This window comes from Amycolatopsis pretoriensis (assembly GCF_900107925.1).
Taxonomy (GTDB): domain Bacteria; phylum Actinomycetota; class Actinomycetes; order Mycobacteriales; family Pseudonocardiaceae; genus Amycolatopsis; species Amycolatopsis pretoriensis.
Genome location: NZ_FNUJ01000004.1, coordinates 700,353 through 712,950, shown reverse-complemented (window position 1 = coordinate 712,950; position 12,598 = coordinate 700,353). Strand labels below are relative to the sequence as shown.

Sequence of the window (12,598 nt, the reverse complement as noted above, 5' to 3'; positions counted from 1 at the left end):
GACAAAACCGGGGACCTACTCCTTGACGTGCGCCGGAGCCGCGACCGGCAGCTCCACGGTGACCGGGCCCGCGTTCTGGAACACGAACGTCACCTTGATCGTCTGCCCGGGCCACAGCGGCTGCTTCAGCGCCGGCAGCTTGACCGTGGCCTGGCCGACCTTCTCGGGCGCCGTCGGCGTCGCGCTCGACGTCGGCGCCTCCGGCGTCGTCGTGGCGGTGGCGGACGAGCTGGAGCTCGTGCCCGTGGCGGTCCCGGTGGAGCTCGGCGCGCCGGAGGTCGAGGTCGGCGGTGTGGTCTGCACCTCATTGGTGGACTCGACGGCGTCGTCCGGGCCGATCACCAGCGAGTGCGCGGCGACGACGGTCTTCGAGCCGCCCACGGTCGCCTGGGTGCCGTCCTCGGTCGTCACCGAGACGAGCGAGTCGTCCTGGGTGCCGATGTTCACGACGGTCAGCGTCAGCGACGGGGTCGCACCGGCGGGGTAGCCGGGACCCGACGTCGGGTACTGGACCGCGGCGTCGCGCAGCACAATGGTCTTGACCTGGGCATGCGTGCCGTTGACCGCAGGCTGCTGCGAGTCGGTCTGGGTGAGTTGGCCGGCCCCGCACCCGGCGAGCGCGAGCGCGGCACCGAGCGCCAGCACGCCCGCGCCGAGCACGCGACGATTCTGCAGCCTCACGTCGCAGTCCTTCCAGTTTCACGGCCTCGTCCCCGCGAAGACTAGCCGGGCGCGATCTCCCGGGCAGAACCGGTCCGCGTTGCGCCCAAGATCAACCGTCCACAAAGGATTCCGTACCACCTCGGGAAACGCGTCCCCATCACCTGCATGAGCACGGGCGTCGGACGTTTGTCAAGCCCCGCTCAGGCCGCTGACCTGCGAGGACGAGTCCGGCCCGCTAGGTGGGCACTGGCGGACCGTGCTAGGATGGGGTCAGCGAAAGGGGCAGAGGACACATGGTTTTCAAGGTCGGAGAGACCGTCGTCTACCCGCACCACGGTGCCGCACTCATCGAAGCCATCGAGACCCGCGTGATCAAGGGCGAGGAAAAGAAGTACCTCGTCCTCAAGGTCGCGCAAGGGGATCTCACGGTTCGCGTGCCCGCTGACAACGCCGAGATCGTAGGCGTACGCGATGTCGTCGGGCAAGAAGGACTGGACAAGGTCTTCGACGTTCTGCGTGCTCCGCACACCGAGGAGCCAACCAACTGGTCTCGTCGGTACAAGGCCAACCTCGAGAAGCTCGCCTCCGGCGATGTGAACAAGGTGGCCGAAGTGGTGCGCGACCTCTGGCGGCGAGAGAAGGACCGCGGGCTTTCGGCAGGCGAGAAGCGCATGCTCGCCAAGGCGCGGCAAATTCTGGTCAGCGAGCTCGCGCTCGCGGAGGGCACCGACGAGGACAAGGCTGAAGTCCTCCTCGACGAAGTTCTGGAAACCGCGACGGTCTGAGCCCAGGGTGGTCCACCCGACGGGCGGGTGGATGCCTCTACGATCGCGAACCGATGAACGTCGTCGTGATCGTGACCGTCGCACATCATGCCTCCGACGGAGAGCTCGCTCTCACGCCGGTCCATGGTGAGGCGCTACTCACGCACACCGTGCGGGGGCTGCTCGGCGTACCGGAGATCGATTCGGTGCTCGTGGCGGCCCCCCAGCGGTGTGCGTCGTTGTTTTCCGAGGTCCTCTCGGACCTCCCGTGCCGGGTCGTCCCCGGCTCGCTCCGGCAGGCCTTCGCCGCCGTCGAGCCCGATCTTTCCCGTGACTCAGTTGTACTCCTCCACGACGCTCTGCGTGCCTTCATTCCTGCGGAAACCGTGCGTGAGGTCATCAACGCGGTGGGTGACAGCCCGATCGTCGTCCCGGTGCTCCCGATGGCGGACACGGTGAAGGTGACCTCAGCCGACTCGCTCATCGTCGGCACGGAGGACCGGACGCACCTGCGCACCGTCCAGACCCCGATCGGTTACACACTGCCGGCGTTCCGGGCGGCGGCCGACCCGTGGGACGTCACCGGCGCGGCACTGGTCGACGGCCACCCGGACGCGATGCGCGTCACAACGGATTTCGAACTGTCCCTGGCCGAGGCGATCGCGGCGGCACCGAAGAACGAGGAGACGCTGTGAGGATCGGCAACGGGGTCGACGTCCACCCGGTCGAAGCGGGCCGCGAGTGCTGGATGGCGGGTCTGCGGTGGCCGGGAGTGGACGGCTGCGCGGGGCACTCGGACGGCGACGTGGCAGCGCACGCCCTGTGCGACGCGCTGCTGTCGGCGGCGGGGCTGGGGGACTTGGGCGCGGTGTTCGGTACCGGTGATCCGCGGATGGACGGCGCTCACGGCGTGGACATGCTGGCGGAGGTCCGGGAGCTGGTCGTCGCCGCTGGCTGGCGGGTGGGGAACGCTTCGGTGCAGATCGTGGGCAACGCGCCGCGCGTGGGGAAGCGGCGCGAGGAGGCGCAGAAGGTGCTGTCGGAGGCGGCGGGCGGCCCGGTGAGCGTGTCGGGGACCACGTCGGACGGCTTGGGGCTGACCGGGCGCGGGGAGGGGATCGCGGCCTTCGCGACGGCGCTGTTGCTCGCCGCGGATTAGCCCCCAGGCTCTAGGGTCCGGACCATGTTCAACGACGCCACCAAGGCCCTCCTCGACGGCCGCAACTACCCCGTCGTCGCCACCACCAACGCCGACGGCTCGCCGCAAAGCTCGGTCGTCTGGGCGAAGCGGGACGGCGACACCGTGGTCTTCGTGACCGTCCAGGGCCGGCGCAAGGAGCGCAACATCCGGCGCGATCCCCGCGTCTCGCTCTCCGTCTTCGACCTGGCCGATCCCGAGAACTACGTCGAGATCCGCGGGCGCGCCGAGGTCACCGTCGAAGGCGGTGCCGAGCTGAACGACGAACTCGCCCGCAAGTACACCGGCGACGTCTTCCCGCCCGAGCCGCCCGAGGTCGTGCGCGTGCTCGTGCGCGTTTTCCCCGAACACATCACAGGGCATTCGGCCTGAGGGTCCCGTTAGGCTGGAAACCATGACGATCAGGGCCGTTTTGTTCGACTACTCCGGCACGCTCTTCCGGCTCGAGCAGGACGAGTCGTGGCTCACCGAACTGACGAACCACGAAGGCGAGCCGCTCGACATCGAGGCGCAGGCCGAGCTGATGCGGCGGATGACCGCCCCGGTCGGGCAGGTCGTCGAGCTGGACGCCGAGCACGTGCACGCCTGGCGGGAGCGCGACCGCGACCCCGTGCTGCACCGGAAGGTCTACCTCGAGGTGCTCAAGAAGTCCGGCGTCCCGCACCGCGACCAGGCCGAAGCCCTCTACGACCGGCTCATCGATCCCAGCCAGTGGACGCCGTACCCGGACACCGAAGCCGCGCTGAAGGCCGCGTCCGAGCGGGGCCTGAAGGTCGGCGTGCTGAGCAACATCGCCTTCGACATCCGGCCGGCCTTCACCGCGCGCGGGTGGGACGCCTACGTCGACGAGTTCGTGCTGTCCTTCGAGGTCGGGGCCATCAAGCCGGAGCTGGAGATCTTCCGCACGGCCGTGCAGGCCCTCGGCGTCCCGGCCACCGAGACGCTGATGGTCGGCGACAGCGAGGAGGCCGACGGCGGCGCCCGCGCGCTCGGCTGCGAGTTCGCGCTGGTCGACCCGCTGCCGACCGCCGACCGGCCGGACGCCCTGCTCACGGCCCTGCGCACCCACGGCGTCGGCTGACACCCAGAGATATTCCTCTCGCCCGACCCCGTACCCTTTGAGGGTGGCCCTTCACCTTTTCGACACAGCGACCCGGAGCGTGCGGGAATTCCACCCCGTCCGTAGCGGAACGGCGTCGATCTACGTGTGTGGGGCCACCGTGCAGGGCGTTCCGCACATCGGGCACGTCCGCGGCGTCCTGAACTACGACGTCCTGCGCCGCTGGCTCGTCCACAGTGGACTGGACGTGCTGCTGGTCCGCAACGTCACGGACATCGACGACAAGATCCTCACCAAGGCCGCCGAAGCCGGCCGGCCGTGGTGGGAGTGGGGCGCGACGCACGAGCGCGCCTTCGAAGAGGCGTACGAGCAGCTCGGCTGCCTGCCTCCGTCCGTCAACCCGCGCGCGACCGGGCACGTCACCCAGATGGTCGAGCTGATGGAACGCCTCATCGAGAGCGGCCACGGCTACGTCGCGGACGGCGACGTCTACTTCTCGGTCAAGTCGTTCGACGAGTACGGCAAGCTCTCCGGCCAGGTCCTCGAGGACGTCCAGCAGGGCGAGACGCCGACCCGCGGCAAGCGCGACCCGCGCGACTTCACCATGTGGAAGAGCGCGAAGCCGGGCGAGCCGTCGTGGCCGACGCCGTGGGGCGACGGCCGGCCGGGCTGGCACCTCGAGTGCTCGGCGATGGCGACGGCCTACCTCGGCGCGGAGTTCGACATCCACGGCGGCGGCATCGACCTGGTCTTCCCGCACCACGAGAACGAGCGCGCCCAGTCGAACGCGGCCGGCGACGCCTTCGCGCGGTTCTGGCTGCACAACGCCTGGGTGACCATGTCGGGCGAGAAGATGTCGAAGTCGCTCGGCAACACCGTGTCGATCCCGTCGATGCTGGAGCGCTACCGCGCGCCGGAGCTGCGGTACTACCTGGTCCAGCCGCACTACCGCTCGACCATCGAGTACTCCGACGGCGCGCTGTCCGAAGCCGCACAGGGCTACCGGCGGATCGAGACGTTCCTGCGTCGCGCCGCGCAGTCGGGTGAAGTGACGCTGGGCACGATCCCGGCCGAGTTCGCCAACGCGCTCGACGACGACCTGGCCACCCCGCAGGCGTTCGCCGTGGTCCACAACACGGTCCGCGACGGTAACGCCGCGTTCGACGCGGGCGACACCTCCAAGGCACTCGACTTCGCCGCGGCCGTCCGCGCGATGACCGACGTGCTCGGCCTCGACCCGCTGTCCGCGCGCTGGTCCGAGGCGGGCGGTTCCGACACGCCCACCAAGGACGCGCTGTCCCGGATCGTCGAAGGGCTGCTGGCCGAGCGCCAGCAGGCCCGCGCCGAGAAGGACTTCGCCCGTGCGGACGCCGCCCGTGACCGCCTTTCGCAGGCGGGCATCGTGGTGGAGGACACCCCCAACGGTCCTCAGTGGACAGTCAAGTCCGACTGATCCCGTTACTAGCAAGGAAACTTTCACCATGGCAGGCAATTCGCGGCGCCAGGGCGCGATCCGCAAGACGGGCACCAAGAAGGGTGCCGTCGTCGGCTCGGGCGGTCAGCGCCGCAAGGCCCTCGAAGGCAAGGGGCCGACCCCGAAGGCGGAGGACCGCCCCGGGCACAAGGCCTACCGCCAGGCGAACGCCCAGACGAAGCGCGACGCGGCGCGGCAGAAGAAGGCCGACAAGCCGGAGCTGATCGCCGGGCGCAACCCGGTGGTCGAGGCGCTGCGCGCGGGCGTCCCCGCGACCGCGCTGTACGTCGCGCTGAACATCGAGATCGACGACCGCGTGAACGACGCCGTCCGGCTGGCCGGCGACAAGGGCATCTCGATCCTGGAGATCCCGCGCGAGGAGCTGGACCGCAAGACGAACCGGGCCGTGCACCAGGGCCTGGGCCTGCAGGTCCCGCCGTTCGAGTACGCCCACCCGGACGAGCTGATGGCGGCGGCCCGCAACTCGGGCGAGGTGCCCCTGTTCGTGGCGCTGGACGGCGTCACCGACCCGCGCAACCTGGGCGCGGTGATCCGCTCGGCGGCCGCGTTCGGCGCCCACGGCGTGCTGCTGCCGGAGCGGCGCAGCGCGGGCATGACCGCGGTGGCGTGGCGGACGAGCGCGGGCACCGCGGCGAAGCTGCCGATCGCGGTCGCGACCAACCTCACCCGCCAGCTCAAGGCGTGGGCGAACGAAGGCCTGATGCTGGTCGGCCTGGACGCCGACGGTTCGGTGGACATCGACGAGCTCGAGCTGGCGGCGGACCCGCTGGTCATCGTGCTCGGTTCGGAGGGCCGCGGGCTGTCGCGCCTGGTCCGTGAGACGTGCGACGCGACCGTGTCGATCCCGATGGCGGCGGGTGTGGAGTCGCTGAACGCGTCCGTGGCGGCCGGTGTGCTGCTCGCGGAGGTGGCGCGCCGCCGCCGTGTCGCCGGTCGGGTCTGACGGCACCACCCGGTCGGGTTAAGGTCACCATCGGATAAAGCCGAGGGGACCCGATGTCGTTCGTATCGCCACTGTTCCTGTGGTACTTCATGCCGGCGGTGCTCGTCGCCGTGCTGGTGTGCCCGCGGAGCTGGCGAAACGGCATCGTGGCGGTCGGCAGCCTGCTGTTCTACACGATCGGCGCGGGGCCGTTCGTGTTCCTGCTGCTGGGCTGCATGGTCGTCAACTTCCTGGCCGGCCCGCTGCTGGCCCCGAACCCGTTCGACGTGCACGGCGTCCGGCGGCGCCGCATCCTCATCGCGGTGGTGTCGCTGGACGTCGCGGTCCTGCTGATCTGGAAGTACGCGGGGTTCGCGACGCAGCAGATCGCGGCGGTCGCGCACTGGTTCGGCGGCAGCGTGCCGGTGGCGAGCCTGGTGGTGCCGATCGGCATCTCGTTCTACACGTTCCACCACATTTCGTACGTGGTCGACATCTACCGCGGCGAGCGCCAGGCGCTGCGCAACCCGGTGGCGTTCGCGGCGTACATCGCGATGTTCCCGCAGCTGGTGGCGGGCCCGATCGTCCGGTACCGCGAGATCGCCGACCAGCTCCCGCAGCTGCGTTCCCACCGCCTGGACGACATCGCGGCGGGCTTCCCGCGGTTCGCGCTGGGGCTGTGCAAGAAGACGATCATCGCGGACTCGCTGAGCCCGCTGGTGGAGGCGTGCTTCAAGGTCCCGCCGGACGAGATGACGTTCGCGACGGCGTGGCTCGGCGCGATCGGTTACACGCTCCAGCTGTTCTTCGACTTCTCGGGCTACTCGGACATGGCGATCGGCTTGGGCCGCATGCTGGGGTTCAGGCTGCCGGAGAACTTCGCGCGGCCGTACTCGTCGGTGACGATCACGGAGTTCTGGCGCCGCTGGCACATGAGTCTCAGCCGCTGGTTCCGCGACTACGTGTACATCCCGTTGGGCGGCAACCGAAACGGCGCAGCGCACACGTACCGCAACCTGTGCATCGTGTTCCTGCTGACGGGTTTCTGGCACGGCGCGCAGTGGACGTTCCTGGTGTGGGGCTGCTACCACGGGGCGCTGCTGGTGATCGAGCGCCGGTTCGGTTTCGATCTGAACCCGTCATCCCGCTGGTCACGTCTGGGCCGCCGGGCGCTGACGATGCTGCTGGTGGTGTTCGGCTGGGTGTTCTTCAGGTCGGCGGACCTGGGCCACGCACTGTCGATGATCGGCCACATGCTGATCCCGGACTTCGACGGGCTGGGCGCGGGCGTGGCAGAGGCGTTCACGAACCAGCGGCTGGTGCTGCTGCTGGCGGCGCTGGCGGTTTTCTTGTTGCCGGCCCACCCGGTGACGGGGCCGTTGCTGGAGTCGTCCCGGAGCAAGCCGGCCACGGCGTTGCGCATCGGCGTGATGACGGTGGGGCTGGTGTACGCGGCGATCCTGATCGCGACGGGGACGTTCAGCCCGTTCTTGTACTACCAGTTCTGAGTGGAGCCCGAAGGATGACCGAGCCGACCGACCTGGCCAGGGTGCCCGGCGTGATCCCGTATGTCGACCACCACACCGGGCCCCGCCGCCTCCTCACGATCGACATCCCCCACCTCGGCCACACCGTCCGCGCCTACGCGCCCATCGCCAGCGTCGACGGCCGCCAGTACATCGTCTCCTGGGGCGCCGTCACCTTCGAGATCCCCGCCGATCGGAACGTCCACGTCAGCGTCCACCTCCAGACCAACAGCGGCCGCGACTACACGATCACCCCGTTCGCCTCGACCGTCCTCCCGCCGCACCCCGCGCCGATCCGGCTGCAGACCCAGTTCGCGCCCAGCCAAGGCCCCCAGGGTGCACTCGTCCCCGTCGGCTGATGCTCGCGACGCGCTACCTCTTCCTCACCCGACACGGCGAAGCCGGGCCCACCGGTGATCTCACGGAAGCCGGGCGCCGGCAAGCGCTTCTGCTCGGCCGGCGGCTGCGGGAGGTCCCCGTCAACGCCGTCCACCACGGCCCTCTCCCGCGCGCGAGCCAGACCGCCGCGCTCATCGCCACCCAGCTGCCCGGTGTTCCCGTCTACGTCGACGAAGCGGCCGGCGACTTCGTCCCCTACACGCCGATGCGCGAGGAGCTCCCCGAAACCTCCGGTGACCTCCTGCACGCCTTCGCCCGCCGGCTGCCGCCCGCCGACGAAGAGCTCGCCGCCGAGGCCGAGCGGCGGTTCGCCGGGCCCGTGCCGGGTGCCGAGACGCGGTACGAAGTGCTCATCACGCACAACTTCCTCGCCGGCTGGCTCGTGCGCGCCTCGCAGGACGCGCCGCCTTGGCGGTGGCTCGCGCTCAACCACGCCAACGCCGCGCTCACCGTGATCCGGTACTCGCCGGGACGGCCCGCCGCCCTGCTGACGTACAACGACGTCGGTCACCTGACCGCCGATCTGCGCTGGACGGGCTTTCCGCCGGAGTTTTACCTTCCGTAACCGATGAACGCGGAGCGTTGCCACCCCGGAAAAGGAGGCTCGCCCGAATGGCCGCACCTGTCAGGATGGCCGGATGAGTCCCGTTCCGTCGCCCACCTCCGTTCGGCTGAGCGACTACCTCGTCTCGGACGCCGTTGTCGATCACGAGCACCCGTCGATCCGCGCCCAGGCCGACCGCTTCCGGGCAGCCGGGGACGATCCCGTCGCCCGCGCCGAGGCCGCCTTCCGGTTCGTCCGGGACGAAGTCGACCACGTGATCGACGCGGGCGACCTGCGGGTCACGTGGCGAGCGTCGGACGTCCTTCGCGAGCGCGTCGGGATCTGCCACGCCAAAGCCCACCTGCTCGCCGCTTTGCTGCGCGCACAAGGGATTCCGGCCGGGTTCTGCTACCAGGAGCTGTCCGCGCTGCACGGGCTGAACGGCGTGCACCTGCGCGGCAAGTGGGTGCGGCTCGACGCGCGCGGCAATCGAACAGGCGCGCGCGGGGAGTTTTCGCTCGACGAGGAAAAACTGGCCTGGCCGGTGGACCCCGCGCGCGGCGAACGCGATCACCCGGAGATCCACCCGGCCCCCGCGGCGGTCGTCGTGGATTTCCTGATGCGCGCCGAACCCGGCCCGGGCTGGTACGAAAAGGGGCTCCCGGCCACGCTCTGAGGCCGGTTTTCCGTGATTTACGAAAACCTCGTCAACCTGGTTAATTATTGCCGAGAGTGACGTCCGTCCGTCAGCCTTGTCCCCCGAACTTCTTATTTCGCGCCCCCCGCAGGACGCGTAAAGTGACTCCGCGCGCTCGAACAGACACTTTACGCGTTCGTCCGTTCGGGTGGTTCGAGGGAGGTGAAGCAAGTGGCCGCGGATGGCGGATCCCGCCGCCGTACCCCACTGCAGGAGATCTTCTGGACCAGGACGAGCTTGCTCCTCACGGTGCTCGTCGTCGTCGCCGGCCTCAGCCTGTGGCTCGCCGGCCTGATGGACCCCGGCACCGGGAAGAACCTGGTGACGTCGCTGGGCACCGGCACCCTGATCTCCGCGATCGTGGGGTTCGGCACCACGCTGATCACCGCCAGCGCTTCGCAAAAGGCGCTGGTGACCCCGGTGATCGAGGAAAGCCGGCGCGCGCTGGAGGACCTGAGCTCCGAATACCGCGCGCTGAACAAGGAGTTCTTCCCCACCGACGTGTTCGAGGCGACCACGGACCCCGACCCCGGCTTCAACCGGTTGCTGATGGCCGACCTCAACGCGACCCGGCAGTACTTCTTCCGCGGCTTCTCCGGGCGGCACGCGGCCGCCCGCCTGTTGCTTTCCCGCACCGAACGCGAACTCCGGGCCGTCATCGCCGACCCGCGTGACGCCAGCTCGATCAGCGGGCGCGCCCGCTACCTGCTGCGCCGCGAGGCGGGCGACGTCGACTCCGAACAGATCCAGACCCGGCTCGACGAAGAGATCCGGATCGGGCTCGTCGGCCTCTTCCTGGCGCGCAGCCGCTGCGCGCAGGTCGACATCACCGTGGTCGCCGACCCGCCGCTGGACCGGCTCGAACTGTTCGACGACAGCGTGTGGGTGTCGCTCTACAGCGACGTCCGCGGCGCCACGAAGCTGTACCCGCGGTCCTTGCGGTTCACCGAGGGTTCCTTCCTCTACAACATGGAGCGCGCCGAGTTCGTGCGCGTCTCGCAGTCCCGGACCGGCCGCCACTTCCGCATCACGTCCGCGACGACGCGGACGGATTTCCTGGCGCTGTTCGAAAAGATCACCGGATCCCCCCTGTCCGAGGAGCAGTTCCGCGAGCTGGAAGGCAAGTTCCACGCTTTCCGCACGGAGTTCTCCGAAGTCGCCGAGCTAGGGAGCTGACCTTGCTCACCCGCCTGTCCCCCCTTTCCGAACTGGCCACGCGGCTACGCGCGGCCGAGTTCCCCCTGGCCGCCGGCTGGCGCGCCGTCGACGAGTGGTTCCGGCCGTGGGCCGCTCAGCCGGGCCTGCGGGACGAACTGCGTACGCAACTGCGCGCGCTGTCGTCCACGCAGGCCGCGAAGGTGCTGCGCTCGTCCCGCGAAACGACCACCCACTTCGCCTGGTGCCTGCTCGATTCGCCGTCCGACCCGTTTTCCTTCTGGCTGCACGAATACAAGGCGCAGGCGGACTGGCGGGAAGGGTACGCGGATTCCGTGCACAACCACAGGTACCACTTCTGCACCACCATTCTCCGTGGTGACTACCTGCACGAGAGATACGAGACGACGGTCGACGCCGGCACCGGGCTGATCACGTCCGCGCGGCGGCGGCGCAGCATGTTGTGCCAGGCCGGCGCGTGCATCACCATGCTGGCCGACGAATTCCACCGCATCCCCGAAGCGGCCGACGGCACCATGACGTTCCTCGTGAAATCACGGCCGGTGAGCAGCTTCAGCATTTCTTTCGATCCCGCCACGGGAATCGGCCATCGTCACGTTCCGGTAGAGGTCCGATTGGGGGAATTGGCCGACCGCATCTAGCTACACACCGGCGTCAAGGGCGCTTACCATTACTCCACCCGTCTGAACACCACGGCCGGGATCGGAGAGGTGTATGCGCACGCAGGAAAGCACGATCGACCATGTCATCGTCGACGCCGTCGCGAACCGGGTTCACCGGCTTTGCCGCCGTTATGCCGAACGGCTGCCGTTCCACGGCTGGCACCACGTGAGTTTCGTCCGCGCCAAGGCGGCCGGCTTCGCCCAGCACAACGGGGCCGACCGCGCGGTCGTCGAGGTGGCGGCACTGGTGCACGACGTCAACTACCTCGTGCTCCGCAACTCGCCCGCGGCGGCGGGCCGGAGCCTGCGGCTGGAGATCCTCGAGGAGTGCGAGGTTCCTCCTCGGGTCGCGCGGTGGATCGACGAGATCATCGACGAAGCCGAAATGGCCACGCGCGGCCGTGACATTTCGCTGGAAGCACAGGCGTTGAGCGACGCGGACACGTTGTTCAAGGCGCTGCCGGTGACGCCGGTGGTGCTCGCGCACCGGTACCTGCGCGAGAACGGGCTGAGCCTGCGCGAGCTGGCGGACAAGATCGTCGGCGAGCAGTGCGACGTCCACGACGAGGGGTACTACTTCTACAACCCCGAGGCGGCGGCGACGTACTCCCGCTGGGCGACGGCGAACCTCCAGCTGTGGCAGTGCATCAAGGAGGCGGTCGACGACCCGACGGTCGCGGAGCTGCTGGACGCGGTCCACGCCGTCGACGCGCTGGCGTCCTAGTTCTGGCCGTAGCCCCGCAGCCGGTCGACGACCCTCGCCACCTCGGGCGGCGGCAGCAGGGCGGGCCGGCCGGCGCCCTGGGCGAGCAGCCAGACGCGGCAGGCCCATTCGAGCTGCTGGGCCCGGTGGTAGGCGGCCTCGAGGCCGTCGCCGTAGGTGAGGGTGCCGTGGTTGGCCATCAGGCAGCCACGGCGTCCGTCGAGCGCGTCCAGCACGGCGGCGGCCAGCTCGGGCGTGCCGTACGTGGCGTAGCGCGCGACGCGCACCGAAGGGCCGATCGTCGCGAGGATGTAGTGGATGGGCGGAACCTCGCGCACGAGGGTGGAGACGGCGGTGGCGTGCGGCGAGTGCGTGTGCACGACAGCGGTGACGGGCTCGCTGTCGGGATCGCGCACGTCCCAGTACACGGACAGGTGCATCGGCAGTTCGCTGGTCGGCTTGAGCGAGCCGTCGACGACCTGGCCGCCGAGGTCGACGACGGGGACATCGGCCGGGTTCATGCTGGAGTAGGGGACGCCGGTCGGCGTGACGGCGACGAGGTCCCCGGCCCGCACGGAGACGTTCCCGGAGGTCCCGACGACGAGGCCGTCCCCGACCATCCGCCGCGCGTAGGCGCACACGGCGGCCCGTTCGGTCTCGAGGAGCATGCGGCGGGTCCGTTCTCGCGGGGTGATCAAGCGGCTGTCATGCAGACTGCCAGCCACCCACGAGCTTCGGCCACCTCCCCGGCCGGGGGATTTACACGATTGGCCCGGGATGCCCGCGGCC

At 69.6% G+C, this 12,598-nt stretch carries 16 protein-coding genes; 14 read left to right on the top strand and 2 right to left on the bottom strand.

What is annotated here, in order from left to right:
• Positions 1-15: 15 nt before the first annotated feature.
• Positions 16-681 carry a copper chaperone PCu(A)C domain-containing protein gene (locus BLV96_RS20995; protein WP_086674495.1) on the bottom strand — a complete coding sequence of 222 codons (666 nt, stop codon included), beginning with the start codon at positions 679-681 and terminating at the stop codon, positions 16-18.
• Between the two features lie 275 nt (positions 682-956).
• Between BLV96_RS20995 and BLV96_RS20990 the strand changes: the two genes are divergently transcribed.
• From BLV96_RS20990 to BLV96_RS20925, 14 genes are all read left to right on the top strand, one after another.
• Positions 957-1,448 (top strand): CarD family transcriptional regulator, encoded by a 492-nt coding sequence (locus BLV96_RS20990; RefSeq protein WP_004559016.1) that lies wholly within the window; start codon positions 957-959, stop codon positions 1,446-1,448.
• Between the two features lie 53 nt (positions 1,449-1,501).
• The gene (locus tag BLV96_RS20985) at positions 1,502-2,122 is read left to right on the top strand and encodes an IspD/TarI family cytidylyltransferase (RefSeq protein WP_086674494.1); all 621 of its coding nucleotides are present in this window, start codon (positions 1,502-1,504) and stop codon (positions 2,120-2,122) included.
• Positions 2,119-2,586, top strand: coding sequence for a 2-C-methyl-D-erythritol 2,4-cyclodiphosphate synthase (ispF, locus tag BLV96_RS20980; protein WP_086674493.1), 468 nt, complete (start codon positions 2,119-2,121; stop codon positions 2,584-2,586). The genes BLV96_RS20985 and ispF overlap by 4 nt, the downstream gene beginning before the upstream one ends.
• 24 nt (positions 2,587-2,610) lie before the next feature.
• Entirely contained in the window at positions 2,611-2,997 is a 387-nt protein-coding gene (locus BLV96_RS20975; protein ID WP_086674492.1) for a PPOX class F420-dependent oxidoreductase, read from the top strand.
• A gap of 22 nt (positions 2,998-3,019) precedes the next feature.
• On the top strand, positions 3,020-3,706 hold the full coding sequence (locus BLV96_RS20970; RefSeq protein WP_086674491.1) for an HAD family hydrolase: 687 nt from the start codon (positions 3,020-3,022) through the stop codon (positions 3,704-3,706).
• Positions 3,707-3,749: 43 nt separating this feature from the next.
• Entirely contained in the window at positions 3,750-5,138 is a 1,389-nt protein-coding gene (cysS, locus tag BLV96_RS20965) for a cysteine--tRNA ligase (protein WP_086674490.1), read from the top strand.
• A gap of 28 nt (positions 5,139-5,166) precedes the next feature.
• On the top strand, positions 5,167-6,123 hold the full coding sequence (gene rlmB / locus BLV96_RS20960) for a 23S rRNA (guanosine(2251)-2'-O)-methyltransferase RlmB (RefSeq protein WP_086674489.1): 957 nt from the start codon (positions 5,167-5,169) through the stop codon (positions 6,121-6,123).
• 53 nt (positions 6,124-6,176) lie between these two features.
• A complete protein-coding gene (locus tag BLV96_RS20955) occupies positions 6,177-7,610 on the top strand; it encodes an MBOAT family O-acyltransferase (RefSeq protein WP_086674488.1) in 1,434 nt (477 codons plus the stop codon).
• Between the two features lie 14 nt (positions 7,611-7,624).
• Positions 7,625-7,987, top strand: a complete 363-nt coding sequence (locus BLV96_RS20950; protein ID WP_086674487.1) for a hypothetical protein — start codon at positions 7,625-7,627, stop codon at positions 7,985-7,987.
• Positions 7,987-8,592 carry a histidine phosphatase family protein gene (locus BLV96_RS20945; RefSeq protein ID WP_086674486.1) on the top strand — a complete coding sequence of 202 codons (606 nt, stop codon included), beginning with the start codon at positions 7,987-7,989 and terminating at the stop codon, positions 8,590-8,592. The genes BLV96_RS20950 and BLV96_RS20945 overlap by 1 nt, the downstream gene beginning before the upstream one ends.
• Positions 8,593-8,665: 73 nt before the next feature.
• A complete protein-coding gene (locus BLV96_RS20940; RefSeq protein WP_086674485.1) occupies positions 8,666-9,247 on the top strand; it encodes a transglutaminase-like domain-containing protein in 582 nt (193 codons plus the stop codon).
• Between the two features lie 183 nt (positions 9,248-9,430).
• Positions 9,431-10,444 carry a hypothetical protein gene (locus tag BLV96_RS20935; RefSeq protein WP_167379663.1) on the top strand — a complete coding sequence of 338 codons (1,014 nt, stop codon included), beginning with the start codon at positions 9,431-9,433 and terminating at the stop codon, positions 10,442-10,444.
• A 2-nt stretch (positions 10,445-10,446) separates the two neighbouring features.
• The gene (locus BLV96_RS20930) at positions 10,447-11,085 is read left to right on the top strand and encodes a hypothetical protein (protein WP_086674483.1); all 639 of its coding nucleotides are present in this window, start codon (positions 10,447-10,449) and stop codon (positions 11,083-11,085) included.
• A 73-nt stretch (positions 11,086-11,158) separates the two neighbouring features.
• Positions 11,159-11,830 carry an HD domain-containing protein gene (locus BLV96_RS20925; protein ID WP_086674482.1) on the top strand — a complete coding sequence of 224 codons (672 nt, stop codon included), beginning with the start codon at positions 11,159-11,161 and terminating at the stop codon, positions 11,828-11,830.
• Here the strand turns inward: BLV96_RS20925 and BLV96_RS20920 are convergent.
• Positions 11,827-12,477: a class II aldolase/adducin family protein gene (locus BLV96_RS20920; RefSeq protein WP_086674481.1), complete on the bottom strand. Its 651-nt coding sequence runs from the start codon at positions 12,475-12,477 to the stop codon at positions 11,827-11,829. The genes BLV96_RS20925 and BLV96_RS20920 overlap by 4 nt on opposite strands.
• Between the last annotated feature and the right edge of the window lie 121 nt (positions 12,478-12,598).